This window comes from Actinomadura madurae (genome assembly GCF_047130825.1).
Taxonomy (GTDB): domain Bacteria; phylum Actinomycetota; class Actinomycetes; order Streptosporangiales; family Streptosporangiaceae; genus Spirillospora; species Spirillospora madurae.
On the sequence record NZ_CP083237.1, the window covers coordinates 8,275,488 to 8,302,361 of the forward strand.

At 70.4% G+C, this 26,874-nt stretch carries 28 protein-coding genes; 14 read left to right on the top strand and 14 right to left on the bottom strand.

All coding sequences use genetic code 11. The features are described 5' to 3' along the window. Positions 1-39: 39 nt before the first annotated feature. Together K8Z49_RS38465 and K8Z49_RS38470 are read right to left on the bottom strand one after the other, a co-directional pair. A complete protein-coding gene (locus K8Z49_RS38465; RefSeq protein WP_412516492.1) occupies positions 40-1,416 on the bottom strand; it encodes a carotenoid oxygenase family protein in 1,377 nt (458 codons plus the stop codon). A gap of 24 nt (positions 1,417-1,440) precedes the next feature. Continuing rightward, positions 1,441-2,139, bottom strand: a complete 699-nt coding sequence (locus K8Z49_RS38470) for a hypothetical protein (protein ID WP_412516493.1) — start codon at positions 2,137-2,139, stop codon at positions 1,441-1,443. Between the two features lie 48 nt (positions 2,140-2,187). Here K8Z49_RS38470 and K8Z49_RS38475 point away from each other — a divergent pair, with 48 nt between their 5' ends. After that, complete coding sequence (locus K8Z49_RS38475; RefSeq protein WP_412516494.1) at positions 2,188-2,721, top strand: PadR family transcriptional regulator; 534 nt, start codon at positions 2,188-2,190, stop codon at positions 2,719-2,721. Positions 2,722-3,359: 638 nt separating this feature from the next. On the opposite strand, the gene K8Z49_RS38480 is transcribed toward K8Z49_RS38475, so the two are convergent. Continuing rightward, on the bottom strand, positions 3,360-4,181 hold the full coding sequence (locus K8Z49_RS38480; RefSeq protein WP_412516495.1) for an NAD(P)H-binding protein: 822 nt from the start codon (positions 4,179-4,181) through the stop codon (positions 3,360-3,362). Between the two features lie 83 nt (positions 4,182-4,264). Here K8Z49_RS38480 and K8Z49_RS38485 point away from each other — a divergent pair, with 83 nt between their 5' ends. Continuing rightward, complete coding sequence (locus tag K8Z49_RS38485; RefSeq protein ID WP_412516496.1) at positions 4,265-4,882, top strand: TetR family transcriptional regulator; 618 nt, start codon at positions 4,265-4,267, stop codon at positions 4,880-4,882. On the opposite strand, the gene K8Z49_RS38490 is transcribed toward K8Z49_RS38485, so the two are convergent. The 3 genes from K8Z49_RS38490 to K8Z49_RS38500 are packed head-to-tail and all read right to left on the bottom strand — an operon-like array spanning position 4,879 to position 6,779. Beyond that, positions 4,879-5,700 carry a site-2 protease family protein gene (locus K8Z49_RS38490; RefSeq protein WP_021596308.1) on the bottom strand — a complete coding sequence of 274 codons (822 nt, stop codon included), beginning with the start codon at positions 5,698-5,700 and terminating at the stop codon, positions 4,879-4,881. The genes K8Z49_RS38485 and K8Z49_RS38490 overlap by 4 nt on opposite strands. A gap of 55 nt (positions 5,701-5,755) precedes the next feature. Next, the gene (locus K8Z49_RS38495) at positions 5,756-6,340 is read right to left on the bottom strand and encodes a TetR/AcrR family transcriptional regulator (RefSeq protein WP_021596307.1); all 585 of its coding nucleotides are present in this window, start codon (positions 6,338-6,340) and stop codon (positions 5,756-5,758) included. A 31-nt stretch (positions 6,341-6,371) separates the two neighbouring features. Next, the gene (locus tag K8Z49_RS38500) at positions 6,372-6,779 is read right to left on the bottom strand and encodes a DUF3224 domain-containing protein (protein ID WP_235206409.1); all 408 of its coding nucleotides are present in this window, start codon (positions 6,777-6,779) and stop codon (positions 6,372-6,374) included. Positions 6,780-7,343: 564 nt separating this feature from the next. Between K8Z49_RS38500 and K8Z49_RS38505 the strand changes: the two genes are divergently transcribed. Continuing rightward, positions 7,344-8,588: a DUF222 domain-containing protein gene (locus K8Z49_RS38505; protein ID WP_412516497.1), complete on the top strand. Its 1,245-nt coding sequence runs from the start codon at positions 7,344-7,346 to the stop codon at positions 8,586-8,588. 535 nt (positions 8,589-9,123) lie between these two features. Here K8Z49_RS38505 and K8Z49_RS38510 read toward each other — a convergent pair. After that, complete coding sequence (locus tag K8Z49_RS38510) at positions 9,124-9,273, bottom strand: hypothetical protein (RefSeq protein ID WP_412516498.1); 150 nt, start codon at positions 9,271-9,273, stop codon at positions 9,124-9,126. Positions 9,274-10,025: 752 nt separating this feature from the next. Between K8Z49_RS38510 and K8Z49_RS38515 the strand changes: the two genes are divergently transcribed. The 3 genes from K8Z49_RS38515 to K8Z49_RS38525 all read left to right on the top strand — a co-directional run bounded on the left by K8Z49_RS38515 (position 10,026) and on the right by K8Z49_RS38525 (position 12,279). Continuing rightward, positions 10,026-10,625, top strand: a complete 600-nt coding sequence (locus tag K8Z49_RS38515) for a dihydrofolate reductase family protein (protein ID WP_021596303.1) — start codon at positions 10,026-10,028, stop codon at positions 10,623-10,625. 862 nt (positions 10,626-11,487) lie between these two features. Next, on the top strand, positions 11,488-11,787 hold the full coding sequence (locus tag K8Z49_RS38520; RefSeq protein WP_412521257.1) for a winged helix-turn-helix domain-containing protein: 300 nt from the start codon (positions 11,488-11,490) through the stop codon (positions 11,785-11,787). Positions 11,788-12,159: 372 nt separating this feature from the next. Beyond that, a complete protein-coding gene (locus K8Z49_RS38525) occupies positions 12,160-12,279 on the top strand; it encodes a transposase (RefSeq protein WP_412516499.1) in 120 nt (39 codons plus the stop codon). A 146-nt stretch (positions 12,280-12,425) separates the two neighbouring features. On the opposite strand, the gene K8Z49_RS38530 is transcribed toward K8Z49_RS38525, so the two are convergent. After that, the gene (locus K8Z49_RS38530; protein WP_412516500.1) at positions 12,426-12,686 is read right to left on the bottom strand and encodes a hypothetical protein; all 261 of its coding nucleotides are present in this window, start codon (positions 12,684-12,686) and stop codon (positions 12,426-12,428) included. A 181-nt stretch (positions 12,687-12,867) separates the two neighbouring features. Here K8Z49_RS38530 and K8Z49_RS38535 point away from each other — a divergent pair, with 181 nt between their 5' ends. Then, positions 12,868-14,115 carry a Scr1 family TA system antitoxin-like transcriptional regulator gene (locus K8Z49_RS38535; RefSeq protein WP_412516501.1) on the top strand — a complete coding sequence of 416 codons (1,248 nt, stop codon included), beginning with the start codon at positions 12,868-12,870 and terminating at the stop codon, positions 14,113-14,115. Positions 14,116-14,135: 20 nt separating this feature from the next. Here the strand turns inward: K8Z49_RS38535 and nucS are convergent, their stop codons facing one another. Continuing rightward, positions 14,136-14,816, bottom strand: coding sequence for an endonuclease NucS (nucS, locus tag K8Z49_RS38540; RefSeq protein ID WP_021596298.1), 681 nt, complete (start codon positions 14,814-14,816; stop codon positions 14,136-14,138). Between the two features lie 536 nt (positions 14,817-15,352). On the opposite strand from nucS, the gene K8Z49_RS38545 reads away from it, so the two are divergent. Both K8Z49_RS38545 and K8Z49_RS38550 read left to right on the top strand, forming a co-directional pair. Next, on the top strand, positions 15,353-15,526 hold the full coding sequence (locus tag K8Z49_RS38545; RefSeq protein ID WP_177287840.1) for a hypothetical protein: 174 nt from the start codon (positions 15,353-15,355) through the stop codon (positions 15,524-15,526). A 97-nt stretch (positions 15,527-15,623) separates the two neighbouring features. Beyond that, a complete protein-coding gene (locus K8Z49_RS38550; protein WP_021597717.1) occupies positions 15,624-16,010 on the top strand; it encodes an SCO5389 family protein in 387 nt (128 codons plus the stop codon). A gap of 44 nt (positions 16,011-16,054) precedes the next feature. On the opposite strand, the gene K8Z49_RS38555 is transcribed toward K8Z49_RS38550, so the two are convergent. Further along, entirely contained in the window at positions 16,055-17,038 is a 984-nt protein-coding gene (locus K8Z49_RS38555) for an LLM class flavin-dependent oxidoreductase (RefSeq protein ID WP_412516502.1), read from the bottom strand. A gap of 54 nt (positions 17,039-17,092) precedes the next feature. Between K8Z49_RS38555 and K8Z49_RS38560 the strand changes: the two genes are divergently transcribed. The 4 genes from K8Z49_RS38560 (at position 17,093) to K8Z49_RS38575 (ending at position 20,586) form a co-directional block, all read left to right on the top strand. Beyond that, positions 17,093-18,664 carry a 3-hydroxybutyryl-CoA dehydrogenase gene (locus tag K8Z49_RS38560; protein ID WP_412516503.1) on the top strand — a complete coding sequence of 524 codons (1,572 nt, stop codon included), beginning with the start codon at positions 17,093-17,095 and terminating at the stop codon, positions 18,662-18,664. Positions 18,665-18,677: 13 nt separating this feature from the next. Further along, a complete protein-coding gene (locus tag K8Z49_RS38565; RefSeq protein WP_021597714.1) occupies positions 18,678-18,983 on the top strand; it encodes a hypothetical protein in 306 nt (101 codons plus the stop codon). Positions 18,984-19,007: 24 nt separating this feature from the next. Then, a complete protein-coding gene (locus tag K8Z49_RS38570; RefSeq protein ID WP_021597713.1) occupies positions 19,008-19,730 on the top strand; it encodes an alpha/beta hydrolase in 723 nt (240 codons plus the stop codon). A gap of 64 nt (positions 19,731-19,794) precedes the next feature. After that, entirely contained in the window at positions 19,795-20,586 is a 792-nt protein-coding gene (locus K8Z49_RS38575) for an alpha/beta fold hydrolase (RefSeq protein WP_021597712.1), read from the top strand. A 25-nt stretch (positions 20,587-20,611) separates the two neighbouring features. Here K8Z49_RS38575 and K8Z49_RS38580 read toward each other — a convergent pair whose 3' ends face one another. From K8Z49_RS38580 to mce, 3 genes are all read right to left on the bottom strand, one after another. Next, the gene (locus K8Z49_RS38580; protein WP_412516504.1) at positions 20,612-22,396 is read right to left on the bottom strand and encodes an AI-2E family transporter; all 1,785 of its coding nucleotides are present in this window, start codon (positions 22,394-22,396) and stop codon (positions 20,612-20,614) included. A 114-nt stretch (positions 22,397-22,510) separates the two neighbouring features. Then, positions 22,511-23,839, bottom strand: coding sequence for a DivIVA domain-containing protein (locus K8Z49_RS38585; protein WP_021597710.1), 1,329 nt, complete (start codon positions 23,837-23,839; stop codon positions 22,511-22,513). 329 nt (positions 23,840-24,168) lie between these two features. Beyond that, entirely contained in the window at positions 24,169-24,603 is a 435-nt protein-coding gene (mce, locus tag K8Z49_RS38590) for a methylmalonyl-CoA epimerase (RefSeq protein WP_021597709.1), read from the bottom strand. Between the two features lie 126 nt (positions 24,604-24,729). Here mce and K8Z49_RS38595 point away from each other — a divergent pair, with 126 nt between their 5' ends. Continuing rightward, positions 24,730-25,920, top strand: a complete 1,191-nt coding sequence (locus K8Z49_RS38595) for an acetyl-CoA C-acetyltransferase (protein ID WP_021597708.1) — start codon at positions 24,730-24,732, stop codon at positions 25,918-25,920. Positions 25,921-25,977: 57 nt separating this feature from the next. Here the strand turns inward: K8Z49_RS38595 and K8Z49_RS38600 are convergent, their stop codons facing one another. Continuing rightward, positions 25,978-26,787 carry a hypothetical protein gene (locus tag K8Z49_RS38600; RefSeq protein ID WP_143118696.1) on the bottom strand — a complete coding sequence of 270 codons (810 nt, stop codon included), beginning with the start codon at positions 26,785-26,787 and terminating at the stop codon, positions 25,978-25,980. Positions 26,788-26,874: the final 87 nt, after the last annotated feature.

A 26,874-nucleotide genomic window follows, 5' to 3' on the forward strand; every position in this document is an offset into this window, starting at 1 on the left:
AGTGAGTGCTTGCGCGGCTGTACCGGCTAGTAAATCACCCTAGGCCCCGATCCGGGCGTCGGGGATCCAGCTTCCGTGGAATCCGGCCGGAACGCGCCGCGGCAGGTGGACGCTCGCGACGTGCGAGAGGTCCGCCGCGTCCAGCACCCGCAGCTCGGACGCCGTGTCGCCGGTGACCACCGACAGCATCCAGCCCTCGTCCTCCGCGCGGGCGTCCGGCGCCGGGACGAAGACGGCCTCGCCGACGTGCGTGGCGCCCTCGCAGACGTGCGCCGCCGACGAGCCGCCGCGCAGGTCGTACTTCACGATCTCCTTGCCGGCGGTCGTCCGGTCCCCGGCGACCATGTACAGGTAGCGGTTCGCTCGGCCGGTGCGGGCGTCGTCGAGGGTCGGGAACTCCACGCCCCGGTCGTCCAGTTGCTCCTCGGCCGCCCTGCCGGTCGTGGGGTCGAGGGTCCAGCGGTGCAGCCGGGCGGTGTCGGACCGCGCCGCAGCCACGGAGGGGTGGGCGGTGCCGCCGATGTGCGTCCACAGGGCGGTGAAGTTCTCGGGACGGTAGCGCGCCGCGTCCAGGACGATCCGGCCGGCGGCGTCCTCGTGCGCGTTGCCGACATGGAAGACGTAGCACGGGTCGACGTCGAACCAGCGGACGTCCCCGGTGCCGTCCCGCCGCATCACGCCGAGCCGGGCGCCGTAGCCGTCGTCCCACCGGTAGGGGAGTCCCGCCATGCCGGAGAGCGCCAGCTCGGCGTCGAACACCACCGGCAGGTCGAGCCAGACGACATGGTTCTCGGTGATCGCGAAGTCGTGCATCATCGTCGGCCCGGGGACGTCGATCACGCGGCTCTCGGCCAGCGTGCCGTCCGCGGTCAGGCGGTGGTAGGTCAGGTACGGCTCGAAGACGCCGTAGCCGAAGAACAGCAGGTCACCGGTGACCGGGTCCTCCTTCGGGTGCGCGGTCATCGCGGTGGTGAGCCGGCCGCCGAAGTCGCACGGGCCCACGGTCTCCAGCTCCGGCGTCATCTCGTACGGGAAGCCGACCTCCACCAGCGCCCAGATCTTGCCGGAGTGCGGGATGACGTGCGTGTTGGCCTGGACCGAGCGCCGGTCGAACGTGAGGTCCTCGCGCAGGAACGGCGTGCCCTTGGTGAACATGTCCGTCCTGACCCAGCGGTTGCGGTACCACTCGGCGCGGCCGTCGTTCAGCCGGACGCCGTGGATCATGCCGTGGCCGCTGAACCAGTGCCGGGTCGGCTCGCCGGGCTTCGGGTTCGGCCCGTTCCGGAAGTACCGGCCGGTCAGCGCGGCGGGCAGGGTGCCCGTCACCTGCAGGTCGCGGGCGACGATCTCGTCGGCTACGGGGGCCAGCTGCCCCTCCAGCCAGGCGGCGGGACGGTCGGCGGTGTTCTCGCTCATCTCGTGCTCCTTTCCCGGGTGGGGTCAGCGGGAGGACGGTTCGGGCTCCGGAGAGGACGCCGTCGCCGGCTCGGGTTCCGGCTCTGGCTCTGGCTCCGGCTCCGGAGAAGGTGCGCCGGACCTGGTGAGGTGGCGCCTCCGGACGATCTCGGGGTAACGGGCGGTGAAGACGGCCGGGAGTGTGAACCCGGCGATCTTGACAGTGACCAGCAGTGCCGTGCTGTCCGGCGACCAGTACTGGACACAGCCGAGCACGACCGCCATGACGGTGAAGCTCACCGCCCAGACGGCGGTGAGCACGCGGTTGACGTGCCGGAACCCGGCGGTCGCGGTTACCTCCGCGCTGACCTTACGGCGGGCGATTCCTTCGGTGAAGGGGCGTTCGAGCAGGAGCGTGCCCCAGGCCGTGACGCCCAGCCAGCCGATCGCGAGCGAGGCGCCGTAGCCCATCGGTGGGGAGTCGGGGGCGGCGAACGCCGCGACGGTCAGCGCCGCGAGGAAGACGGTCGTGGAGATCTCCAGGATCAGGGAGTCGGCGCGGTGCCCCCGGCGGAGATCGTGCGCGAGGAGTGCCAGTGCGACGACGAGCCCCGTCACGGCTCCGGCCCGGACGTCGAAACCGCTGCCGACGGCGAGCAGGATCCAGGGGAGGAACGTTCTGGCGTAGTACTTCGGCACGGTCCGGCACTCCCGATGACATTCCAACTTTGACATGTCGAACATAGACAATCCTCTTTCGACATGTCAACACTGACCTGTACACTGCAGGACATGAGTTTGCGACATGCGGTGCTCGGGCTCATCGCCGAGATGGACGGTGCCAGCGGGTACGACCTGCTGAAGGTGTTCGAGATCTCGCTCGGGAACGTGTGGCCGGCCCGGCAGAGCCAGCTCTACGGCGAACTGGGTAAGCTCGCCGACGCCGGGCTGATCGAGGTCGCCGAGGAGGGGCCCCGCGGTCGCAAGGCGTACCGGATCACCGAGGCCGGGCGCGCCGAGCTGCACGACTGGCTGGTGAACGTCCCGGCCAAGGTCGGACGGCGGGACGAGGCGCTGCTGCGGGTCTTCTTCCTCGGACTGGTCGAGCCGGACGAGGCCCAGAGATATCTCCGCAGGCACAAGGAGGGACTCGGCGAGTACCTCGACGAGCTGAAGGCCCTGGAGAAGGACATCGACTGGGGGGACGACGACCTGTCCGTCTACGGACGACTGGTCATCGAGTACGGCAAACGCTTCGCCGCGATGCGCCGCGACTGGTTCGAGTGGGCGCTGCAGGAGATCACGGCCACCAACAACCGCGACTAGGCCGGGGCCACGGGGGCGGCCCCGCCCTGGTCGCGCTCTCCAACGTGGTCGGCGGCAGGTGGTCTGGTCGGTCGGGTCTGGTCGGTTGGGTTCGGTCGGTTGGGTTCGGTCGGTTGGGTTCGGTTGGCCGGGTTCGGTTGGCCGGGCTTGGGTGGCCGGGCTTGGTTGGCCGGGCCTGATCGGTCGGGCCTGATCGGTCGGGCCTGATCGGTCGGGTTTGGCCGGTTGGGTTTGGTCGGTCGGGTTTGGCTGGTTGGGTTCGAGCGGTTGGTTCGGTGGGGCGGGTTCGGTCGGGTGGGTTCGGTTGGTCGGGCTCGGTGAGTTGGGCTCGGCGCGTCGGGGGTCAGTGGGTCGGGGGTCAGTGGGTCGGGGGCAGTGAGTCAGCGAGTCGGTGTAGTGGGGCGGTGTTGGGGCCCCAGTGCCCCGGCTGCCGTGTTGGGAGCTGGCGCAGGACACCAGTCGACACCGGGCACCGCCGCGCCGCCCGCGGTCTCGGCGCGTCGGTCGCCGGGTCGCGCGTCCGGCGTGTGCGAGGTCGGCAAGGCTGGTCAGGGTGGCGTTCATGTCCCGCTCCTTCGCTCGCCCCCTTGGCCGGCTCCGGCTCCTCCCCTCGTCGACGCTCCGCGGGGGCTTGCTGGTCAGCAGAAGGCGTCGGCGTGGTCGGCGGCCCACTCCTTGAACGTCCGGGCCGGGCGCCCGGTGATGCGCTCGACCTCCGGGGACGGCTCGGCCGGATGGTCGACCGAGTTCGCGCGTAGGCGGAGCAGGACGTCCACCAGGCCCTCGCGCATGTAGGGGTGGGCGAGCATCTCCCGCCGCGCCTCCTCGGGAGTGATCTCCTCGAAGCGCCCAGGGCGGCCGGTCGCCTCGCCGATGAGCCCGACCATCTCCGGGTGGGTGAGCGCCTCGGGCCCGGTCAGGACCGGCCTGGCGCCGAGGAGATCGTCGGTGAGCAGGGCCTTCGCGGCGACGGCCGCGATGTCGCGCTCGTGGATCGGCGCGCTGCGGGCCGCCGCGTAAGGCTCGCGGACGGGGTCGCCGGCGCGGATCGCCTCCCGCCAGCCGAGCGCGTTGGACGAGAACTCGCCGGGACGCGTGAACGTCCACTCCAGCCCGGAGTCCTCGATCGCCCGCTCGATCTTCAGGTGGTGCACGGCCAGCTCATTCGCCGCGTCGTCGTCCAGCGCGGCGGCCGACGACAGCATGACCACCCGCCGGACACCGTGCTCGACGGCGCGGGACAGCAGATCGTCCAAGCCGTGCCAGAACACGGCCGGGTTGAGAAAGATCGCCGAGATGCCGTCCAGCGGCATGTCGCCGGTGCGGGCGACCTCGGTCTCGCTGGGCAGGCGGGCTCGGGCGGGATCGCGGGTCAGCGCGCGGACCCTGGCGCCCGCGGTGAGCAGTTCGCCGACGAGATGGCGTCCGACGTTTCCGGTCGCTCCGGTCACAAGAATCATGGCGACCAGGTTCAACCATATGGATAAACTTGTCAACCAGCCGGTTGGGTGAAGAGATCAGCCGAGCGGTTACGATGGGGTCCGTGACGGAGACGACGAAGCGCGCGCGGCGCGCCCCCGCCCCGGACGAGCGCACCCTCGACGCCGAGCGGTCGCGGCGCCTGCTGCTGGACGCCGCGCTGGAGGAGTTCTCCGCCAAGGGGTTCGCGGGCGCCCGCGTCCAGGACATCGCCGACCGCGCCGGCGTGAACAAGCAGCTGATCAACTACTACTTCGGCGGCAAGGAGGGCCTGTACAGCGCGCTCGGCCGGCGCTGGCTGGAGCGGGAGGCCGAGTTCAACGACCCGTCCGTCCCGTTCGACGAGATCGTGATCCGGTACCTGCGGCACGTCCTGGACGACCCGCGCGGAACACGGCTGAACGCCTGGCGCGGCCTCACCGAGAACCTCGACGACGTCCCGTCCGGCGAGCGGGAGGACCTGTCCGACCTCGAACGCCGCCAGGCCGCTGGGGAACTGCCCGCCGACCTGGACCCGGGCGCGGTCATGCTGGCCGTCATGGCGATGGTGTCGGCGCCGGTCACGAATCCGCTCGCCGTCCGCCGCGTCTTCGGCATGGACCCGGGATCACCCGAGTTCCAGGAACGCTACGCCGAACAACTGCGCCGCATCGTCCGGCACCTCGTCGCGGTCGCGGACTAGTCGTTCCACCACTGGAACAGGTAGTGCCCCAGCTCGATCGGGAAGTGGTCGATGGAGCCGCTCACCCGGAACGGGAAGTCGCCCAGCCCGATCGCGTCGGTGATGTAGTAGATGACGTTGAAGAAGCCCTCGTTGATCGGCCCGAGCCACAGCAGCGCGATCAGGATGAGGAAGACGTAGCCGCCGTACGCGTTCGCCCGGTCCACCAGATGGCGCGGCAGGTAGGGCTCGATGATGCCGAAGCCGTCCAGCCCCGGAATCGGCAGCAGGTTCAGGACGGCGGCCGTGACCTGCAAGAACGCCAGGAACGCCAGTCCGGACCAGAACAGCGCGTGCCCGCTGTCGGCGAAGTTCTTGAAGATCACCGCGAGCATGACGGCGAACAGCGCGTTCGACAGCGGGCCCGCCGCCGAGATCAGGCTGTGCCGCAGCTTCCCCTGGATCACGTGCCGGTCGATCCAGACGGCGCCGCCCGGCAGGCCGATGCCGCCGAGGATGATGAACACGACCGGGATGAGGAAGCTCAGCGTGATGTCGGAGTACTTCAGCGGGTTCAGCGTGAGGTAGCCCTTCGACACCACGCTGCGATCGCCCGACCGGTACGCCATGTACGCGTGCCCGAACTCGTGCAGCGACAGCGACAGGATCCAGGCGGCGATCACGAACCCGAACAGCGCGATCCGTCCCGGCCGTTCCAGAATCGTCCCGTACCGCCAGGCGATCAGGCCGCACAGGACGGTCGCCGCCACGACCGCGAGGAACACCGGACTCGGCCGGACGGCCGAGCTCCCCCGCATCTCGTGTGCCGTGTCCTTCATTGTTGCCGGCCTTTCTCCCGCCTGGACTTCACTGGACGCTACCCGCTCGCCGGAGTCATGGCGCCGCGATGACCGGGACGACATAGGTGCGCAGGAAGCGGCGCAGCCCGTCGGCGTCCCGGTCGCGTTCCATCACGATCAGCGAGGTGATGATGCGGAAGAGGAACTCCACGGTCCCCTCCACCTCGATGTCGGGCCGGAGCCTGCGCTGCCGCTGCGCCTGCTCGAAATAGGGCCGGACGTAGTCGCAGCACAGCGCGAGCACGTGCTCGGCGGCCCCGGCCACGGCCGCCTGCATGTGCCCCGCCGCCTCCGGGACGAGGAAATGCGCGAGGGCCGGCTCGTCGCGGACGTACTCGACCGCGTCCAGCGTGCCCTCGACGATCGCCTCGGACACCGACCGCTCCCGGCGCAACCGCTCGGCGAGCCGGTCGAGGAACCGGTGCAGGTCGCGGACCACCACCGCGAGGATCAGCTCGTCCCGCCCGCCGGTGACGCTCCGGTACACGGTCGCCCGCGACAGCTTCGCCGCGGCGGCGATGTCCTCGACCGTGGTCTTGGCCACGCCGAAGCGGCCGAAGCACTCTTCGGCCGCGTCGATGATGCGCTCGCGCGTAGCGTCGCCGGTGACCGGGGGCATGAGGTGAACATTACCGGCCGCCGGTCGGCCGCTAGTCCAGCGTGTACTCCAGCGCCCAGGCGTGGGACCCGTCCTCGGCGACGGTGATCTGCCCGACACCGCGGATGCCCGCCAGCTCGCCCGTCCCGGACGTGGGCACGATCAGCCACCGCAGCCACTGGGTGTCGGGCGTTCCGTCCTCGCTGCCCGCGCTGTGCTGCAACACGAACGTCCCTTCGCGGCCGTGCAGGATGCCCTGGACATGCTCGACTCCCACGTAGGCGACCGGCCCCGCCGCCGACTCCACCGTGATCAGCTCGGTGGAGCTCGTCCCCACGAGGTCCCCGTGAAAGGCCTTGCCGACGTGCACCCGGGTCAGCTTGTTCCCGCCCTGCTCGTCATAGGGCTTGTCGGCGTCCCACGCCTCGATGTCGAAGGTGCCGCTCGCTTGAAACGTCATGCCCGCCATAATGCCCGCCCACCCCTACCGTCCGGCAGCCCTCCGCCTGCGTCACATGCCCAATCACCGCCCAGCCGGCGAGCAGACGCCAAGCCCAACAGGCAACCGAGTCGCAAATGTCGATATGAAGCCTGTTCCATACTCTTTCCCTGACCATTGAGTGGTGAGCATTTGTCCGGAGTCTGATTACTTGGACCCGAGTTGTGTCGCCCAGTCCCGACCTAGGATGAGTATGCCCGTGTTCGGGCAATTGTGTGGGGTGGCGCTGCGTACGGGGCCGCCCCTCCAAAGTCAAGGGCGCCTTCGGCGTCGCTTCGCGATGGGACTCCGTCCCACCCTTGACTTCGGAGCCTCTGCGACCCCTGGGTGCAGCTTTCGTCGGGCAGGCTCCGCCTGCCCCCTGCCCGACGCGCCACCCCACCGTCCAAGAGGGGCAGGGCGAAGCCATGGCCCGGCTTCTCTAAGCGGACGGCGATTGGGGACCGCCTCCGACTATCCCCGCGGTGACAAAACTGAAGTGGTTCTCGCGGCCCATTTCGAACACACATTCGATATACTTTCCTCATGGATTTGATCGCGGTCGATCTGCGTGGGGCGTCCACCATAGAGTTGGTGAACGCCGCTGCCGCGATCGCCGCTGAATTAGCCGGACGTACCGCGCCGGAATCCCCGTCGTCCTGCATGGAGTTGGCGGAGAAGCTCGCGGCCGCGTCGGACGCGCAGGAAAGCGCGCTGGCCGAATTGATCGGTCGCGTGGACGCCACTGGAGAAATGTTTCGCTGGGGCCTGCCGTCCACCCAGGCATGGCTGCGGTCGCGGCTGGGCATGCGCGAGTCGCGCGCCAGAGAGCGGGTGACCCTGGCACGGCAGCGCCACAGGCTGCCGAAGGTGACGGCGATGCTCGCAGGCGGTGAGCTGTCCTACGGCCACGCCGCCACCGTGGCCGACGCCGTCGCCCGGCTTGACGACGCCGATTGCGCGGAGGCGGAATCAGTCCTGCTGGACATGGTCGGCCAGGGCTTCTCAGCCGGAAAAGTCGCCGCGTTCGGCCGCCGCATCCGCGACGTCATCGCCGAACGAGACGGGCGCGAGCAAGCCCCTGAAGACTCCCAGCGCGGCTACGAGCGCTCCTGGGTCACTGTGACGCGCTCCCTGGACGGCGGCCGATACATCAAGGGCTGGCTGAACCCCGAGGACGCCGCCATCTGGGACGGAACCCTGGGACCTCTGGCCAAACCGGCAGGACCCGACGACCAGCGCGACCTGCCCGAACGAACCGCCGCCGCGCTGACCGCCGTCCTCTCGGGCGGCCACCGGGCCACCAAGGTCACCGTCATCTGCGATCTGGACACCCTGACCGGCGGCGAAGCACCCGCCCGCCTGACCGACGGCACCCCGATCCCCGCCCCCCAGGCCCGCCGCATAGCCCTGGCCGCAGGAGTCTCGCCGCTCCTCCTGGGCGGCCACACCCCGCTCTACTTGGGACACAAGGTCCGGTTCGCCACCGCAGCCCAACGCCAAGTCCTCGAAACGCTCTATCCGACCTGCGCGGTCCGAGGCTGCGAAGTCCCCGGCACCCTGTGCGAAGTCGATCACGTGAACGGATGGGCCCTAGGTGACAGCCCCACCGACATCGACAAACTGGCCCTCTGCTGCGGATGGCACAACCGCTTCAAACACGCCAACGCCGAGCAGATGCACATTACCCAAGACACCACCGGCCGCTACATCTACCGCGCCCTCCCACCTCCCGACACAAGAGCGACCCCCACCACCACCCCACCAACCGACCTACCCAAGGCCGCCTAACCTCCGCCATGCCGACAGGTGCAGGTGTCGTGCATCACCGCGTGCAGGATGTGCCGGTTTTGCCGCAAGAGCCGCACCGGGCAGCGCCTGGGCGGGAGAGGCCGAATCCTGGGCCACAAGATCGACGGGACGCAGCGCCCGCCCGAAGTGCCCCCGGACGGCCCGGGGCGCAATTCAGGCGGGCGGGCGGCGTCTCCCATGGTCCCCTGTTGCCGTCGGCAGGGGTCTGGAAGTGATCCCGGCAGGCCCGCAAACGCGGCGGCGGCCCCCGAGCACCTCGGCGGCGGCCCCCGAGCACCTCGGCAGCGTGGACCCCGCCATCGTGCGGGCACATCAGCACGCCGCCGGAGCCGCACTCGGCCGAGAGACGGCAACAGCCTCCGGACGGACCCGCACAGGGGCCTAGCATTGCGGCGCCGTGGCGGCTTTCGCGGCGGCGCGGGCGAGGGCAGCGACCGATGAGGACGTGCCGTGTGCGGGCCAGTCGAGCACGAGGACACTCGGCGGAACGTCGGTCACTGGAATCGTCGTCAGGTCATCGCGCAGGGGCGTGGTCAATGACTTGCGGCAGCACGGCGCCCGTGCGGCCCAGGGCGATCAGGTGCATCAGTTCGCTGATGCTGCCACCGGTGCCGCCATCGGTGGGATCGTGCTTGTGCAGCCTCTCGCGCTCAAGCTCGGCCATCCGCAGAGTAGGCCGCCGTACGAGGGGGTGGAACACAGACAGCACAGCGACCGGCGCTCGCTCAGCAGCGTCTCGGTGCCCAGCCCACGGACGCCATCGGTCGGCGTGTACAGCAGTGCGGCATCGGCCCGCCCATCGCGCAGCATGCTCGCACGATCGCCTGCGAAGACCACCTCGATCGGCGACACAGCTGGTTCGCCCTCGTAGGTCGCGAGGACGTCCGGGAGCAGACCGGCCGCTCCCCAGCCAGCACACAACCACGAGCGGCTGCCCGAGTTCTCCGCAGCCGGACAACCCGTCACACAGAACCGGTAGGGCAGTACGTGGCGGATCACGCGCACTGCCGTCTCCGGTGATGGCCATGGTGATGTGGTCTCCCGTGACACAGGAGGCCGTCGAGTAGGACGGGAAGGGCACGAGCCGGGACCGTCCGCGCGACGCCACTACTGCCGCCCGGACCTCGCGCGGCGTCGCATCCCCGACATCCCACCGTTCCGTGCCCGCTGTGCTGGCAGCTGGCTGGCGCGTCCTGCCCCCCGGGGGGCCGATTCACCGACGTGATCCTCATCCCTAGGACGACCCGTGGACGCGAGTTGGGACGAGCGTGCACGGCTCCGGTCTCGTCAGGCCGGCGGTCCAGTAGGTGCACCGCCACCGCACCCAGGTACGGACATGGGGGCCGGGCACCGATGACTTTCTTGGACGCGTGCGGTCAGTCCAGACAGCGAGGGCGAAGAGAAGGGAACCCGACCATGACCAAGGTGTACACCACGGCGAGCATGTCCCTGGACGGCTTCATCGCAGGCCCGCAGGAGAGCGGCTTCGATCGGCTGCACCGCTGGCACGACTCCGGAAACGTCGCGATTCCGATGCTCTCAGGGAAGATGACCCTGCGTCTGAGCGAGGCCAGCGCGCTCCACTGGCGTGAGATGGCCGGAACCGCCGGGGCAGGCGTCATCGGCCGACGGTTGTTCGACTTGACCAACGGCTGGGGTGGTGACTCACCCACAGGCGAACCCGTCTTCGTCGTCACGCACAACGTCCCCGACGACTGGAAGGATCGCGACACCACCGTCCCCTTCACCTTCGTCACCGACGGTGTCGCGAGCGCGATCGAGCAGGCCAAGGCCGTGGCGGGCGACAGGTACGTCAACGTGGCCGCCGGGACCATCGCCCGCCAGGCCCTGGAACTGGGCCTGCTGGACGAGGTGTGGATCGACCTCATGCCGGTCTTCCTCGGCGACGGCGTGCCCTACCTGAGCGAGTTGGGCGGCCCGGTCGACCTGGAAGGCCCGATCGCCACCCTCCAAGGCAACGGCGTCACCCACCTCCGCTACCGCGTCGCCCGCTGACTGCCCACAGCGGGACTGCTGTCCTTCCGTTCTCACCCGTGTCGTCCTCACGAGTCCCTGAGCGCACCGGGGGCGGTCATGCTGGTCCGCCGCTACGGTCAACTGACCGAGCCGCGAACGCCTCCGCTGTCCAGCGGACCGTTATCTCCAGTCGCAACTGCTGGCCGAGGCCCGCGCCGAGCACGGATGGAATAGGACCCAATCCCTAAGCTGCGCATCGGGTCCTACTCCCTCGAACGGCTGCCGGAGCGCAGCCGGGCCGGGCAGGTCCTCGTTTCGGTGGGGCCACCTCCTATCTGCTGGATCGAGGCGGAAAGAGGCCAGAGGATGGAGCGATGGGATGAAGAGCCCCTCGGGGCCAGGCGACTTCCGCACCGCCTGGGAGGCGCGAGCGCGCTCGCCGGAAGGCTCGCGTCGCGCTTCGGGTGGGCTTCCCGCGGCGGCCTGCCCAATGCCAGGCGTCGCTGGCCGCTGGGCGCGCCGACCAGTCACCTCGGCGGCACCCTGCACAATTCGGTGCGCGACACCACATGCCCGGGGCGCCGGCCGAGCGTCCGCAGCGTAACCCCCGGCAGCCACTTCAGCTGGCTGATCGCCGGCGGCGGGTAAGCGAGATCGAAGTTGATGGATGCCGCGTTCCGCAATCGGCCGCCAACCAGGGTTGATGAGTGATGGCGGCCGGGCGAGTGGACGGCCGGTGGTGTGGCGTATGCCGGTGGCGTGGCGAGATGCCCCCAGGGCGGTGGGATGACCGCTGCCGGCCGGGAACGACCAAAACAGGTCCGGTTGCAGGCCGCGCAATGGTTCGGTGGGGGGCGTTTGTACGTGGATCGCCGCCGAGCTAAGAGCCGGGTTGCGGCAGGTGGAGAAGTGGCGGCGAGCCTGGCGTGAGGGTGGGGCCGAGGCGCTGTGGTCCAGGGGGGCGCACTGTCGGCCGTGGCCGGACGATGCGGCCTTTGCGCGGTTGGGGGCCGAGTTGAATCGCGGTCCGGCCGCGCACGGCTATGCCGATGACCAGCAGTGGAGGCTGGGTCGGGTGGCCGCGCTGATCCGGCGGTTGTTCGGGATCGACCACACCCTGCCGGAAGTGTCGTTGCTGCTGCGCCGCAACGGCTGGTCGGTGCTGGTCCCCGGGGCAACGCGCCATCGAACGCGACGATGAGGCCGCAAGTGGAACCACCGCGGCGGACCTGGGCGCCTGGATCTGTTCCTCGATGAGACCGGTCAGGGACTCAGGCCGCCAGGTGGATGCTCCTGGAGCCGCCGGGGACACCGGCCGCGCGTAAGGGTGCACGGCGGCGAACAATTGACCCTGGTTAGCGGACGGACCGTATGCGCTTGTGTGGGTAGACGGGGTTGGTGGTCCTGCGCCGCGGGGACGCCCGCGGGCAGGTCCAGGGAGGCCACGAGGGCGGCGAAGCCGGCGCTGCACGTAAGGGCGGCGCGCCCTGCCGTCCACGAACGCCGCCCGCGCGGCCGTGGCGACCTCGGCGGCCAGCGCGCCCGGCAGGTCCGCGGCGGCCTGGAGGGTCCGGTGGCTCGCGGCCTGACCGGCGTCCAACTGGTCATCTCCGACGCTCACGCTGGCCTGGTCGAGGCGATCGGATCGACACTGCCCGGTGGTGAGTTGGCAGTGGTGAATTGCTGTGTATAGAGGTGCCTCGGGTCGCGTTGATAGGTCATGCGACCCGAGGCGCTTTATCTTGTCGGCGGATCTCTCGGTCATTGCTGATTGTCTACGAAGTGGACTACTGGACGGCCCGCAGAGAACGGACGCGATGGCCTCGGTGAGCCAAGCGGTCAGATGTTGGGATTTTCTGATTGATCGTCCGGTTGCTCCTTCTCCTTATCGCCGGGACTGAGAAGGGGACGGCGCGTCCGGAGGACCTGGTTGAGTAGATCAGCGGTGCTGCCGATCACCGCGCAGGCGGTCAGCAGCGCTTCGGGGACCGGGTGGTCTGAGAGAAGCGACAGCGCGTCGGACAAGATGCCGATGACGACTGTGACCATCGCGATCAGCAGTGGGCGCGGACCGGTCGGGGGACGTTCAGTGTGTTGCATGCCGCCTTCACCGTGTCGGGGTCCGGCACCCGGTGGCGCCGGACGGTTTCCAGCAAGCCAGACCCGGTGGGGGGTGCACTAGGCCGCAACGGCCGTCCCTTGGGGGTTGCAGAAAATGGCAACGCCTGGCATCGGCGAACTCGGTGGGACAGCGGCGCCTTGATTGCAGAGAATGGACCGCATGACCGACATCATGCCCCGGGGTTCCGTTGCCCCTCCGGCCTCGATGGGCCTGCGGCCTCTGTCCCCCAACCTCGACCCCGAGGTACAGGCGTGGGTCGAGGAGCTGCGCGGGCTCTGGGGCCAGGTAGGGATGTCGCAGGGGCGCTTTGCCCGCACTTACCACTTCGACAAGAGCGTTGTCTCGCGCTACCTCAACGGTCACCGTGTTCCAGGAGACCAGTCGTTCTTGGAGCGGCTGCTCGCCATCAAGGCGGAGCGGGGTATGGAGGTCTCTCCGGAGGTTCGCACACATCTGGCCAAGCTGTGGCTGGAGGCCCTGCGAGTTCGCCATCCGCACGAATACCGGGTGCGGATAGTTCGCGACGAGTTGCACGCCGCCGTGGTGGGCCAGCGCGAGGCCGACCGCTACGCCGCGCACCTAGAAGAGCAACTCGCCGAACGTATCCGCCGGCACGGCCGGCTGAAAGCCGCCTGGGAACGTGACCGAGCTGCTCTGCAGGCCGAACGAGACCAGCTCGAAGCTGAGATCACCGATCTCACCAGCCAGCTCCGCCACGCCCGCCGCCGCGCCACCGAGGCCGAACAACGCTGCCAGGAGCTCGAAGAACTTCTCTACCGGCTGGAAACCTTCCAGAGCAGATCAGACGGCATACCGTCCATGGAGTCCCGGAATTATGCGGAGCTGGAGGAATCGGCCTCCCTGATCCGCACATATGGACTGCACTTTGTCCCGGCGCTGCTCCAGACCGAGGGGTACGCGAGCGAGATCATCCGTCTGAGCAGCACCGGATTCACCGACCAAGAGATCGACCAGCGCGTGCGGCTGCGCATGAACCGTCAAGAGATCCTCACGGGTCCGGGCGCGCCGTTCCTGTGGGCCGCGATAGATGAGGGAGCACTGCGCCGTCCCATCGGCGATCCCGAAGTGATGCGTGGCCAGTTCAAGCACCTCATCGAGATGTCTCGACTACCCAAGGTCACCATTCAAATCATGCCGTTCGGGTACCAAGGACGCGTCTCCGAAGGAGGCGCCTTCACAATCCTGCGGTTTTCCGAGCGGAATCTGCCGGACATGGTTTACGTCGAGAACCTCACCAGCACGATGTATCTGGACGACCCCGAGGAAGTCGATGTGTACATGAGAAGCTTCAACACTCTCTGCATCGACAGCATGGAGGCGAAATACACTGTCGAGCTTCTCGACGAGTTTCTTCGGCTTACGGAACAGACTGACGCGCACCTGTGACATTCGTGACGTTAGGCCGGTTAGAAGAGGGTGCCCTCGTGTTGGATGCCGCGTAGGGCGTCGTAGTCGAGGGTTACGCAGTCGATGCCTCGGTCGGTGGCGAGGACGCGGGCCTGGGGTTTGATCTCCTGGGCCGCGAAGACGCCGCGGACGGGGGCGAGGTGCGGGTCGCGGTTGAGGAGTTCCAGGTAGCGGGTCAGCTGTTCTACGCCGTCGATTTCGCCGCGGCGTTTGATCTCGATGGCGACTGTGGCGCTGTCGGCGTCGCGGCAGAGGATGTCGACCGGGCCGATCGCGGTGGGGAACTCGCGGCGGATGAGGGTGTAGCCGTCGCCGAGGGTGGTGATGTGCTCGGCGAGGAGTTCCTGGAGGTGTGCTTCTACGCCGTCCTTCTGGAGGCCCGGGTCGAGGCCCAGCTCGTGGCTGGTGTCGTGCAGGATCTCCTCGATGGTGAGGATGAGCCGCTCGCCTGATTTGCCGTGCGTGACCGTCCAGCGGGCTATGGCGCCGTTCTCCTCGTAGGGCTCCTCGCGGAGCGAGCACGGCGGGTTCATCCAGTTGAGGGGCTTGTAGGCGCGGTCGTCGGCGTGGACGCTCACACTTCCGTCCGCCTTGATGAGGACGAGGCGGGGAGCCATGGGCAGGTGGGCGGTGAGCTTGCCGGCGTAGTCGACGCTGCAGCGGGCGATAACGAGACGCACGGTGCCTCACCTTAGTGCGGCGTCCGGCCGCTTCAGGCGAGATTGGTGTACCGGCGGTAATCGTTGTGGGCTCCGGTTGTGGGGCTCTCCAGCGGGTTGATCGCTGCTTGTGCTGATTCTCGGTCCTCGAACGCCACCTGCCGCGCTGGGACGCCGCCGCGGCACTCGTCCGCCCAGGCGTGGCCGCCTCGTGGGTCGTGGGTGAAATGGCAGCCTTGAGGCTCAAGCTCTCGCGGGCTCACTGGATGGCGAGATCCGTCTCTCCTCGGTCCCGATGCCGGCTGTGCTGGACGAGATGCCAGCCGAGGTCGTCGACGCCGTCCTCGCGGGGCTTCTCCTGTAAGTCCTGTGCGAGGGGCAGGGGCACGTGTGAGCGCGGCGGGTGGGGTGTCTAAGGCACTCCGGGGCGGGCGGATAGGGCGTCGTGCCGATGTGGGGGTGGGGGCCTTAGCGCGAGTGTCTTGGGTGTCGGGCCGTGGCGTGCGGTCCGGGACGTTCGGGGAGAGGTCGTGTACCACCACCAGATCATGCGGGACATGGCGAGGCAGCGGGCGGAGGCCCGGCGGGCCGAGGCGGAGGCCGTGCGGGACGTTCGGCTGGCGCGGCGGGCGCGGGCGTACTGGGCCGAGTTCGCCGAGCGGCAGGCCGTCCGGCCGGGGCGGGGGCGGGGGCGGGCGCGGGGGCACGGGGCGGCACCGCGCGGCGCGTAGCGGAATGAAAATCTTTGTCAAGGCCTGGAATTCCCACGGGAGCGTGGTTAGCGTCGGCGGGTGGGTGTTCATCCTCTCTGCGAAAGGATCCCCGCACATGTCCCTCGACGTGACCCCGGAACTGCTCGAGACGGCGCAGAAGGGCGAGGTCGGCGACGCGGCCTTCATCGAGTGCATCAGGACGTCCCTCCCGTACGCGTGGGACATGATCACCGGGCTGGTGGCGCGGCTCCAGGTGGACGGGGGTGACTTCGCCGACAACCTCACGCCGCCGCCGGACGAGCAGGCCCGCGGCCAGCTCCTCCGCGTCCTCGCCAGCGACGCCATGCGCGGCGCGCTGGAGCGCCACTTCGGGATGAAGCTCGCCTTCCAGAACTGCCACCGCGTCGCCGTCTTCCCGAGCGGCGACTCCGACGTCTACCGGACGTTCGTGACCGCCCGCGAGCAGATCCTCAACCAGTCTCCCGAGCTCCGCGACTGCTGAGCGGAAACGGTGCGGCGTGCCGAGGCGATCGGCACGCCGCACGTCTATGTGGCGGCGCGGACCTTGGGAAGGACGTCGGCGCCCAGGCGGGCGATGTTCTCCAGGGTGGCGGCGCGGGAGCCGGCCGCCTCGACGAGCAGGATCAGGTGCCCGATCCCGGTGCGTTCCGCCGTGGTCACGAGCGACTCGACGCAGTCGTCCGGTGAGCCGACGGGGTGCAGGTCGCACATGCGGCGGGTGTAGCCGACCGGGTCGCGGGGCGGGCGGGGACGGTCGTCCACGGCGACGTATCCGTCCAGGCCGGGGCCGAGCCAGCGCGGCATCTCGTCCATGAGGGTGCGGACGGCCTCCTCCCGCGTGTCGGCGACCTGGGCCACGTGGGTCGAGATGTGGGGGAGTGACGGGTCGCCGTGGCGGGAGATGGCGGCGGCCTTCTCGTCCGGTCCGACGTGCATGCCGAGAAGCATCGGCAACCCGCGTTCGGTCGCGAGCGCCTCTGTGGCGGGGGACGTGCAGGCGACCGTGACCTGCGGTGGGACGAGCGCGCGCGGGACGACCGGTACCTCGCGGAAGCGGAAGTGCTCGCCCGACCACGCGACGCGGTCGGACCGCAGCCAGGCGAGCAGCAGGTCCAGCGACTCGGCGAAGCCGTGCTCGTAGCGGGGCAGGCCCGTGCCGAAGACCTCCAGGTCGCGCCACGGACCGCCGCGCCCGACGCCCAGCCGGAACCGGCCGCCGGACAGCAGCGACAGCATCGCGGCCTGCTCGGCCAGCGCCACCGGATGCTGGGTGGAGAGCACGCTCACCGCCGTCCCGACGTGGACGCGGGTGGTCGCGGCCAGGATGTGCCCGGCCAGCAGCGTCGCCGACGGGACGACCCCGTAGGTCATGAAGTGGTGTTCGGCCAGCCACACGTCGTCGAACCCGGCCTGCTCGGCGGCGATGGCGGCATCAACGGTGCGGGACAGGGCGGCGGTGTCGTCTTGTCCGGGGAAACGGGCGGCGAGGAGGAAGATTCCGAGGCGCACGTTCCGGTCGTACCCGGGCATGGCGGCGCATGCGCGCTCTGGGAGACTGCGGGCATGACTGGTGGTTCGTTCAGCAGGGTCGGGGTCGTCGGACTGGGCACGATGGGCGCGGGCATCGCCGAGGTGGTGGCGCGCGGCGGCCTCGCGGTCGTCGGCATCGAGGTGAACAGGGACGCGCTGGAACGCGGGCGCGGGCACCTGGAGAGCTCGACCGGGCGGGCCGTGAAGCGCGGCAGGCTCACCGAGGACGCGCAGCGCGAGATCCTCGGCCGGATCACGCTGTCCACCGACTTCGCCGACCTCGGCGACTGCGACCTCGTGATCGAGGCCGTCCCGGAGCGGCTAGACCTCAAGCGCAAGGTCTTCGCCGAGCTGGACCGGGTGTGCCGGGACGACGCCGTCCTCGCCACCAACACCTCGTCGCTGTCGGTCACCGACATCGCGGTCACGACCGGACGTCCCAGCGAGATCGTCGGGGTGCACTTCTTCAACCCGGCGCCGGTGATGAAGCTGGTCGAGATCATCGGGACGGTGCTGACCGAGCCGGAGGCCGTGACCCGGGTCGCCGAGCTGGCGCGGGGCCTCGGCAAGACGCCGGTCACGATCGGCGACCGGGCCGGGTTCGTCGCGAACCGGCTGCTGTTCGGCTACCTGAACCAGGCCGCCGGGATGCTGGAGGCCGGCCACGCCACCCGCGACGACATCGACACCGCGATGAAGGAGGGCGCGGGCCTGCCGATGGGCCCGTTCACCCTCATGGACCTGATCGGCCTCGACACCTGCCTGGAGGTGCTGGACGCCATCTACGCCGAGTCGCGCGACCGGCGGCACGCCGCGTCGCCGGTGCTTCGCGAGCTGGTCACCGCCGGGCTGCTCGGCCGCAAGACCGGCCGCGGCTTCTACTCTCATGACGATTCCGCCGGTGCGGGGGAGGAGGCGGCGGACGTCCCGCAGCCGGTGGTGGGCATCGTCGGCGTCGGGCCGCTCGCGGACGCGGTCGCCGCGCTGTGCGAACGGGCGGGCAGTGAGGTGCGTGACTCCGCCGCCGGCCTCGCCTCCTGCGACCTGATCATCGAGGCGGCGGAGGACGCCGAGGCCGCGCGGGCGCTGCTGTCGGCCGCCGTCCAGGCCGCCAAGCCCGGCACGGTCGTCGCCGTCACCTCCGTGGACGGCTCCGTGATCGGACAGGCCATGGCCACCGGACGTCCCGCCGACGTCGTCGGGCTGCACCTTCCCGACCCGGCGGGCACCCTCGCCGAGGTCGCCGCGACGGTGGCGACCGCCCCGGACGTCGCCGAGCGCGCCGCCGGCCTGCTCGGGCGCCTCGGTCTCACCGCCGTCCGGTGCCGCGACCGCGCCGGCTTCATCGTGGACGCGCTGCGCTTCCCGTACCTGAACGACGCCGCCGCCATGCTCGGCGCCGGGTACGCCGACGCCGACGCGATCGACGCCGCGATGACGCTGGGCTGCGGCTACCCGACCGGGCCGATCGCCGACCTCGACCGCCTCGGCCCGGACCGCGCCGTCGCCGTCCTGCGCGCCCTGCACGCGCAGACGCGCGAGCCGTCGCTCGCCCCGGCCCCGCTCCTTGTGGAGCACGTCACCGCGGGCAAGCCGCTGCGCTGAATATCCTCGAAGCATGAGCCCCCGCAAGAACCGCCGCGCCGTCTCCGGACGCCCCCCGAAGGGCGGTGCCCGGGTTCAGGAGACCGAGGAGGGGCCGGACGGCGAATGGATCGTCCGGCCGATCGCGGGGGCCAACGCGACGAAGCCGTACCGGTGCCCCGGATGCGACCAGGAGATCCCGCCCGGTGCCGGGCACGTCGTCGCCTGGCGGGCGGGCGACAGGGGCGACGACCGGCGGCACTGGCATCGCCCCTGCTGGCAGGCCCGCACCCGGCGAGCGCCCCGCATCCTGCGCGGCCGCAATGCGCCTCGTTACTGAAGCGCCCCGTTACTAAGGAGACCCATGGCGGAGATCAGGGCGGCGAGCGTGCTGCCGGCGCGGCGCGAGGAGATCACGTTGCACACGTCGGACGGGCTGGAACTGGTCGGGGAGCTGGCGCTGCCGCCGGAGCGGCCGCCGGTGGCGACGCTGGTCTGCCTGCATCCGCTGCCCACGGCCGAGGGGATGATGGACAGCCACGTGCTGCGCAAGGCGTCCTACCGGCTGCCGGCGCTCGCCGACCTGGCGGTGCTGCGGTTCAACACGCGGGGGACGACGTCGGCGCGCGGCACGAGCCAGGGCGAGTTCGGAGACGGGGAGACCGAGCGGTTCGACGTGGCGGCGGCGCTGGAGTACACCGAGTACCACGACCTGCCGCGCCCGTGGCTGCTGGGCTGGTCGTTCGGCACGGAGCTGGCGCTGCGGTGGGGACGCGACCCGCTGGTGGAGGGGGTGATCCTGCTGTCGCCGCCGCTGAAGCGCGCGGGGGACGCCGACCTGGACGCGTGGGGCGCCGACGGGCGTCCGGTGGTGGCCCTCGTGCCCGAGTTCGACGACTACCTGCGTCCGGCGGAGGCGCGGGAGCGGTTCAAGCGCGTCCCGCAGGCCGAGGTGGTCGCGGTGGACAACGCCAAGCACCTCTGGGTGGGCGAGCCCTACGTCCGGATCGTGCTGAACGAGATCGTCGAGCGGGTCGCGCCGGCCGCCCATCCGCTGCCCACCGAATGGGATGAATCGGACAACTAAACACATGCGGCCGATCGCGGCCACTCCCGTCCCACCGGACGCGATCGCGGGTGACGATTGCCCAATGACGGTGCAGCTGTACGCACGGGACGTCGGACGCGGCACACCGCTCATCCTGCTGCACGCCTTCCCGCTCTCCTCGGCGATGTGGCTGGCCCAGCGCGAGGGCCTCGCGAACCGCTTCCGGATCATCACCCCCGACCTGCGCGGTTTCGGCGGGTCCGTGCTCGGCGACGACGAGCCGTCGATCGACACCATGGCCGACGACGTCGCCCGCATGTTCCGCCGCCTCGGCGTCCGGCGGGCCGTCGTCGGCGGCCTGTCGATGGGCGGCTACGTGGCGATGGCGCTGTGCCGGCGGCACCCCGACCTGATCCTCGGCCTCGTGCTGGCCGCGACCCGCGCCTCCGCCGACCCCGCGCCCGTCCGGGAGAACCGGCTGCGCCAGGCCGAGCGGCTGGACCGCGACCGCAGCACCCGGGTCCTCGTGGACGAGGTGCTGCCCGACCTCGTCGGGCCCACCACCTACCGGCAGCGCGCCCTGATCTACGGGCGGGTCCGCGGCCTCGTCCAGGCCACCCCGCCGCACGCCGCCGCGTGGGCGCAGCGCGCCATGGCGGGACGCGCGGACTCGTTCGGCGCGCTCGGCGACCTGCGGGTGCCCGCCCTCGTCATGGTCGGGGACGAGGACGTGCTCGCCACCGAGGACGAGGCCCGCGCCATGGCCGGCGCCCTGCCGAACGCCGAGCTGCTGGTGATGCCGCGCGCCGGCCACCTGTGCGCGGTCGAGCAGCCGGACCTGTTCAACCAGGCGGTGGCGGAGTTCGCCGCCGCCCTCGCCCGCACGTCCCGGTGACCCGCGGGGTGCCGGCGGGCGTGACTCAGAGCGTCTCCTGGCGGGGGATGGCCACCTCGCGGATCAGCAGCGAGATCGCCGCCGCCGTCGGGATCGCCAGCAGCGCCCCGACCACGCCGAGCAGCGCCGCCCCGACCAGCGCCGCCACGATCGTCACCGCCGGCTGGACGTCCACGGTCCGTTTCATCACGCGCGGATAGACCAGGTAGTTCTCCACCTGCTGGTACACCAGGTAGAAGACCGCACAGATGATCAGGTCGGTGGTGTCCCCGGTGAGGAACGCGACCAGCGACACGATCACCGCGCCGATCGTGGCGCCGATCAGCGGGATCAGGTCGGTCACCGCGACGATCAGCGCCAGCGCGAGCGCGTACTTCACCCCGACGATCGACAGGAAGATGTACGAGCACACGCCCGCGATGAACGCGATGGTGAACTGCCCGGCGACGTAGCCGCCGATCCGGTCGAGGATCTCGTCGCCGAGCAGGGCGACGCGGGCTCTTCGCGAGCGCGGCGCGAGCTGGTAGAAGAACGTCTTGATCTGCGGCAGCGAGCTGAGGAAGTACAGCGTCAGGATCAGGATCGTGATCGTCTGGAAGATGCCGTTGACCGCGACCTTCCCGATCCCGGTGGCGGTGTCGGTGAGGCTGTTCTGGAAGTCGGGGCTGTTGACCGCCTTCTCGGCCCGCTCCAGCAGGCCGTAGCGCTTGTCCCAGTCGGCCAGCGTCCGGTTGTTCTGCAGCTGCTCGACGTACTCGGGGATGTTCTTGCGCAGCTCGGTGACCTGCTCGGTGACCGGCTGGACGAGCGAGGCGACGAACCCGGCGAAGAACAGGATCACGAGCAGGAACACCGACGCGACCGCCGCGCCGCGCGGGAGCCCGAACTTGCGGAGCCGCTCGACCGCCGGGTTCAGCCCGACCGCCAGGAACATCGCGACGACGATCATCACGATCACGGACTTGGCGTTGGTGGCGGCCCGCACCAGCAGCCAGGCGGTGATGACGCCGAGCGCCGCGGTGAACCCGAACACGAACGGGTGGGCGCGGCCGAGCGGCTGGCCGGGCCGTCCGAACGGGAACAGGTGGTCGACGCCCGCCTCGCGCTTGCGCTGCTCGACGTCGTGCGCCGGGTCGGGGGCGCGCGGGTCGGGCGCGGCCCGCTCGGCGGCGACCCGCGCCGGGAGCGTGACCGGGGTGCCGGTCGCCGGGTCGCGTTCACCCACGGGCGGCTCGGTCTCCTCGGGAACGAGCGCACCACTGGGCGCGACCTCGGTGTCGCCCTCCCCGCCCCCGCCCCCGCTCCCGTCCCTGTCCTGGTCTCGGTCGCCCTCGCCGTTCCGGTCGCCCTCGCCGTTCCGGTCGCCCTCGCCGTCCCGGTTGGTCTCGCTGTTCCGGCCGGTCTTGCTGTCCCGGTCGTCCTCGTCGCTCCGGTCGCCTCCGTCGCTCCGATTGGTCTCGTCGTCCCGGTTGGTCTCGTCGTCCCGGTCGGCCTCCTCAGTGTCGACGGTGTCGGCGCTGTCGGTGTCCGCGCTCTCCTTGCCGGACTCGCCAGGCTCGCCGGGGCCGGGGGGTTCGGCGGGCTCGCTGGACTTGCCGGGCACGGTCGGCTCGGCGGGCGCGGTGGGCTCGCCGGGTTCTGTGGACGGACGGGCCGGGTGGGTCGGGCGGGCCGGGGCGGGGCCGGGCGTGGGTTTCGGCCGGTCGTCGTCGGGGGGTGGGGCGGGCGTGGGGACCCTGCCGCCGGTCGCGGGCCGGGTCTCGCCGGACGCCGGCTTCGGACCGTCCTCGTGGGGGGTCTCGTCGGGCACGCCGCTCTCCTCTTCGTCACGCCTACGGTGTGAGACGACGGAAAGCCTGGAGACGTTTCACCGCCTCCAGGCTTTTCCTGTCACGCGCAGACCGTCAGGCGGTCACCGTACCGGTCACTCCTGCCACCAGTCCTCGTCGTCCTCCTCGGACTTCTTGGCCTGGGCCGGCTTGGCCGCGGGCGCGGCCTTGGCGGCCGGCTGCTGCTTCGGCGCGGCCTGCGGAGCCGGGGCCGGCTTCGGCTCGGCCGCCGGGATCGCGGCCTTCTCCGGGGCGGCGGCCAGCTCGGCGTCGCCGCCCATCGTCGGCGCGACGCCGCCGATGAGCTGGCGCAGCTGGTTGAGGTGGCTGGTGATGCTGTCGCGCTGCCGGGTGAGCTCGTCGACCTGCCGCTGCGCCGCGGTCCGGACGCGGTCGGCCTCGGCCTTGGTCTCGGCGAGCAGCTGCTCGGCCTGTGCCTTGGCCTCGGCGATCACGTTGTCGGAGTTCTTGCGGGCGTTGGCCATCAGCTGCTTGGCGTGCGAGTCGGCCTCGCGCCGCGTCTGCTCGGCCTGCTGGGTCGCCTTCGCGGCGCGCTGCTCGGCGGACGCGGCCCGCTGCTCGGCCTCGGCGACCAGCTTCTGCGTCGCGGCCTGCGCGGCGGAGTGGCGCTCGGCGTCCTGCCGGTCGGCCTCCTCGCGGCGGGCGGCGAGCTGGATCTCGAACTCCGCCTCGGCCTGGGCGCGCTGGGCCTCGCTCTCCTCCAGGATGCGCTGCGCCTGGGCGCGCATCTCGTCGGCCTGCCGCTTGGCCGTGGTGAGGATCTCGTCCCGCTCGCGCTTGGTGGACGCGCGCAGCTGCGCGACCTCGCGCTCGGTGGTGGTGCGCAGCTTGGCGATCTCCCGCTCCGCGGCGGCGCGCTTCTCGGCGACCTCGTGGTCGGCGGTGGCGCGCAGCTTGGCCACCTCGCGCTCGGTCGTGGAGGTCAGCTCGTCGGCCTCGCGGCGGGCCGACGTGCGCACCTCCTCGGCCTCCCGCTCGGCCGCCCCGCGCATGTCGTCGCCCTCGCGCTGGGCGTTGGCGCGCAGTTCGGCGGCGTCGTTCTCGGCGGTCGCGCGCTGCTCGGCGGCGTCCACCTTGGCGGCGGCCTTGATCTCGTTGGCCTCCGACCGGGCGGCCTGGACGAGCTCGGTGGCCTGCTCTTCGGCCAGCCGCAGCAGCTGCTCGATGCGGGCGCCGAGACCGGAGTAGGTGGGACGTTCCTGCTCCTGCAGCTGCCGATGGGCGTCCGACAGCTCCCGCTGCAGGGCCTGGGTCTGCTCGCGGGTCTGCCGCACCTCGTTGTCGAGCGACTTGATGTGCTCGTCGACCTGGTGCCGGTCGTAGCCGCGAAGCACCACGTCGAACTCGCGCGGGGGCGTGTCTTCAAAGAAGTTGCTGAGCTGGGCGTCGATGTCGGACTGCATGTGGCTCAATCCTGATGTGACGGGGCTACGGGTGGTTCCGGGGACCGGTTGATCGCCTGGCATGAAACGGCGCAGAGCCCCAGACCTCTTCCGGCGAATGAAGCGTACTCCGGACACTGCCGTGTTGGGGGCTCATCTTGACGCGCTGCGTGGATTGTCCTTTTTGTTCGGGCGCGTCGCGGGCGATCGGGTGCCCAGGTGCCGGGGGTGCAAATACACCAGATGTGTCTGAACGGTCACAGAGCGGCGGTCGAAGCCCCGCCCCCCGTGACCGTGATATCGAACACGTCACGATCCGGTCGCGCCCGCGCCTCCCCCGGCGGGCAAGATCATCCGGCGTCCGGGCGCTTCTGCACCAGCTCCGTCAGGACGCCGTGGCAGTCCTTGGGATGCAAAAAGTTGATCAAGGATTCCATGGATCCGTTCCGCGGCGCGTCGTACAGCACCCGGACGCCCTTCCCCGCGATGCCGGCGGCCTCGTCGGCGACCGTCCCGTCCGTCCCGAACGCGATGTGGTGGACGCCCTCGCCGTTCTTCTCCAGCCACTTGGCCACCGCCGAGTCCTCCCGGATCGGCTCGATCAGCTGTATGTAGCTCGCGGCCCCGTCGCCCGTCTCGTTGATCTTGAGCATGCACTCCCGGACGCCCTGCTCCTCGTTCACCTCGAAATGCGTGTCGGTGAAGCCGTAGGTCGCCTTGTAGAACTCGACGGTGGCCTCCAGATCGCGACAGGCGATGCCGATGTGGTCGATACGGGTCAGCATGGGCGTTACTCCCTCTCAGACGTCCAGACTCCCTCTCGGGCGCCAGGCGGGGGCGAACGGAACCGATCGCAGGTCCCGTGGGTATCGTGGCAAACGTCGCCGCAGCACCCTTCTGGAGGCCCCCACATGACCGCAACGTCCGTGATCGTCGCCGGAGCGCGCACCCCCATCGGCCGCCTGATGGGCTCGCTGAAGGACTTCTCCGCGGCCGACCTCGGCGCGCACGCGATCAAGGCGGCGCTGGAACGGGCCGGTGTCTCCGGCGACCAGGTGCAGTACGTGGTCCTCGGCCAGGTGCTCCAGGCCGGCGCGGGCCAGATCCCGTCCAGGCAGGCCGCGGTCAAGGCGGGCATCCCGATGAGCGTCCCGTCCGTCACGATCAACAAGGTGTGCCTGTCCGGCCTGGACGCGATCGCGCTCGCCGACCAGCTGATCCGCGCGGGCGAGTTCGACATCGTGGTGGCCGGCGGCATGGAGTCGATGTCCCAGGCGCCGCACCTGCTGCCGAAGTCGCGCGGCGGCTACAAGTACGGCTCGGTCGAGGTCCTCGACCACATGGCCTACGACGCGCTCACCGACGCGTTCGACGGCATCTCCATGGGCGAGTCGACCGACCGCTACAACGCCAAGCTGGGCATCACCCGCGAGGAGCAGGACGAGTTCTCCGCCCGCTCCCACCAGCGCGCCGCCGAGGGCATCAAGAACGGCGTCTTCGACGACGAGATCGCCCCGGTCGAGATCCCGCAGCGCAAGGGCGACCCGGTCGTCTTCGCCCAGGACGAGGGCGTGCGCGGCGACACCACCGCGGAGGTCCTCGCCCGGCTGCGTCCCGCGTTCGGCAAGGACGGGACGATCACCGCCGGCTCGTCCTCGCAGATCTCCGACGGCGCCGCGGCGGTCGTCGTGATGTCCAAGGCCAAGGCCGAGGAGCTGGGCCTCAGCTGGCTCGCCGAGATCGGCGCGCACGGCAACGTCGCCGGGCCGGACAACTCACTGCAGTCCCAGCCGTCCAACGCGATCGAGCACGCCCTCGGCAAGGCGGGCCTGTCCGTGGACGACCTCGACCTCATCGAGATCAACGAGGCGTTCGCCTCCGTCGGCATCCAGTCGATGCGCGACCTCGGCGTCGGCCCCGAGAAGGTCAACGTCAACGGCGGCGCCATCGCGGTCGGCCACCCCGTCGGCATGTCCGGCGCCCGCATCGCCCTCCACCTCGCCTACGAGCTGAAGCGCCGCGGCGGCGGCGTCGGCGCCGCCGGCCTCTGCGGCGGCGGCGGCCAGGGCGACGCCCTGATCCTGACCGTCCCCAAGGCGTGACGGGCGGGGTGTGACGGCGGCGGGGTGTGACGGCGGCGGACCTGGTGGGCCGGTGTGTCACCCCTCGGCGGGGTTGAGCCACTTCGCGCGCATCCGCGAGCCGGGCTCTATCCCCGCTTCTGACAGGCGGCGCCAGTCACGCGTTTCGTTGAGCGTCCGCCGGGCCCAGGCCGCGCCTATGTCGGTGTAGGTGCGGCCGGTCCTGACGTCCTCAAGGACCCAGCTCTTGTTGTAGGAGAAGGACCTGACGTACGCCGCGATCGCGAAATAGAGGTTGTCGAGCAGGTCGGTCACGGTCGTGGAGTCGGTGACGGGAAAGATCAGCGGAAAGCCCGCGAGGCTGGAGTGGATCGCGCTGAGATCCACCTCGATCACGCGCTGCTGGAAGTGCTCGCGGGCCGTTTCGATCGCCTCGTCCACCACGGAGCGCCCCGCGTCGCCGGTACCCCGGATGCCGGACTGGCCCGCGCCGGGCGCCGCCGCGATGACCAGCGCGGGGTCGATGACCTTCTCGAACGCCGAGCGCATGGCGGCCTCAAGGTTCTCCAGGCTCCGGTCGGTGGCGGACGAGACGGTCGCTGCGTACTCGTGCCCGTGCTGCTGCAGATCCTTGAAGATCCCCTCGTCCTCGTAGTCGCCGGGTGCGTACAGGACCCACGGCTTCTGCCAGAGGATGCGGAAGAACGCCCCGGCAACGCCGCTCGGGAAGAGCACGGCGAAGACCGCGAGCAGCGCCTGGACCCAGCCGGTGGCCTGGGTGGTCACGACTCCGATCGTCACTTCCGTGAGCCCCAGGAACAGGGAGATGATCCAGAGCGGGTTCATCACCCGCGGGGACGCCTTCCTCGGTGACGGTGGGTGTCCCATCGCGTCCTCTCTGTAGCGAGCGACGGAACGCCATTGTGCAGGGACCCCGGGTGCCGTGCGTGCGGGTTGCCGATAGCGGTCAGCGGC

Bases quoted from the DNA above. Each gene is read 5' to 3' on its own strand.
- K8Z49_RS38495 (WP_021596307.1), bottom strand. From the start codon at position 6,340: ATGCCCCCGGTCACCGGCGACGCTACGCGCGAGCGCATCATCGACGCG.
- K8Z49_RS38585 (WP_021597710.1), bottom strand. From the start codon at position 23,839: ATGCAGTCCGACATCGACGCCCAGCTCAGCAACTTCTTTGAAGACACG.
- K8Z49_RS38515 (WP_021596303.1), top strand. From the start codon at position 10,026: ATGACCAAGGTGTACACCACGGCGAGCATGTCCCTGGACGGCTTCATC.
- K8Z49_RS38490 (WP_021596308.1), bottom strand. From the start codon at position 5,700: ATGAAGGACACGGCACACGAGATGCGGGGGAGCTCGGCCGTCCGGCCG.
- K8Z49_RS38510 (WP_412516498.1), bottom strand. From the start codon at position 9,273: ATGGCCGAGCTTGAGCGCGAGAGGCTGCACAAGCACGATCCCACCGAT.
- K8Z49_RS38505 (WP_412516497.1), top strand. From the start codon at position 7,344: ATGGATTTGATCGCGGTCGATCTGCGTGGGGCGTCCACCATAGAGTTG.
- K8Z49_RS38595 (WP_021597708.1), top strand. From the start codon at position 24,730: ATGACCGCAACGTCCGTGATCGTCGCCGGAGCGCGCACCCCCATCGGC.
- K8Z49_RS38480 (WP_412516495.1), bottom strand. From the start codon at position 4,181: ATGATTCTTGTGACCGGAGCGACCGGAAACGTCGGACGCCATCTCGTC.
- K8Z49_RS38550 (WP_021597717.1), top strand. From the start codon at position 15,624: ATGTCCCTCGACGTGACCCCGGAACTGCTCGAGACGGCGCAGAAGGGC.
- K8Z49_RS38570 (WP_021597713.1), top strand. From the start codon at position 19,008: ATGGCGGAGATCAGGGCGGCGAGCGTGCTGCCGGCGCGGCGCGAGGAG.
- K8Z49_RS38500 (WP_235206409.1), bottom strand. From the start codon at position 6,779: ATGACGTTTCAAGCGAGCGGCACCTTCGACATCGAGGCGTGGGACGCC.
- K8Z49_RS38560 (WP_412516503.1), top strand. From the start codon at position 17,093: ATGACTGGTGGTTCGTTCAGCAGGGTCGGGGTCGTCGGACTGGGCACG.
- K8Z49_RS38545 (WP_177287840.1), top strand. From the start codon at position 15,353: ATGGCGAGGCAGCGGGCGGAGGCCCGGCGGGCCGAGGCGGAGGCCGTG.
- K8Z49_RS38475 (WP_412516494.1), top strand. From the start codon at position 2,188: ATGAGTTTGCGACATGCGGTGCTCGGGCTCATCGCCGAGATGGACGGT.
- K8Z49_RS38465 (WP_412516492.1), bottom strand. From the start codon at position 1,416: ATGAGCGAGAACACCGCCGACCGTCCCGCCGCCTGGCTGGAGGGGCAG.
- K8Z49_RS38470 (WP_412516493.1), bottom strand. From the start codon at position 2,139: ATGTTCGACATGTCAAAGTTGGAATGTCATCGGGAGTGCCGGACCGTG.
- mce (WP_021597709.1), bottom strand. From the start codon at position 24,603: ATGCTGACCCGTATCGACCACATCGGCATCGCCTGTCGCGATCTGGAG.
- K8Z49_RS38530 (WP_412516500.1), bottom strand. From the start codon at position 12,686: ATGCAACACACTGAACGTCCCCCGACCGGTCCGCGCCCACTGCTGATC.
- K8Z49_RS38600 (WP_143118696.1), bottom strand. From the start codon at position 26,787: ATGGGACACCCACCGTCACCGAGGAAGGCGTCCCCGCGGGTGATGAAC.
- K8Z49_RS38575 (WP_021597712.1), top strand. From the start codon at position 19,795: ATGACGGTGCAGCTGTACGCACGGGACGTCGGACGCGGCACACCGCTC.
- K8Z49_RS38535 (WP_412516501.1), top strand. From the start codon at position 12,868: ATGACCGACATCATGCCCCGGGGTTCCGTTGCCCCTCCGGCCTCGATG.
- K8Z49_RS38565 (WP_021597714.1), top strand. From the start codon at position 18,678: ATGAGCCCCCGCAAGAACCGCCGCGCCGTCTCCGGACGCCCCCCGAAG.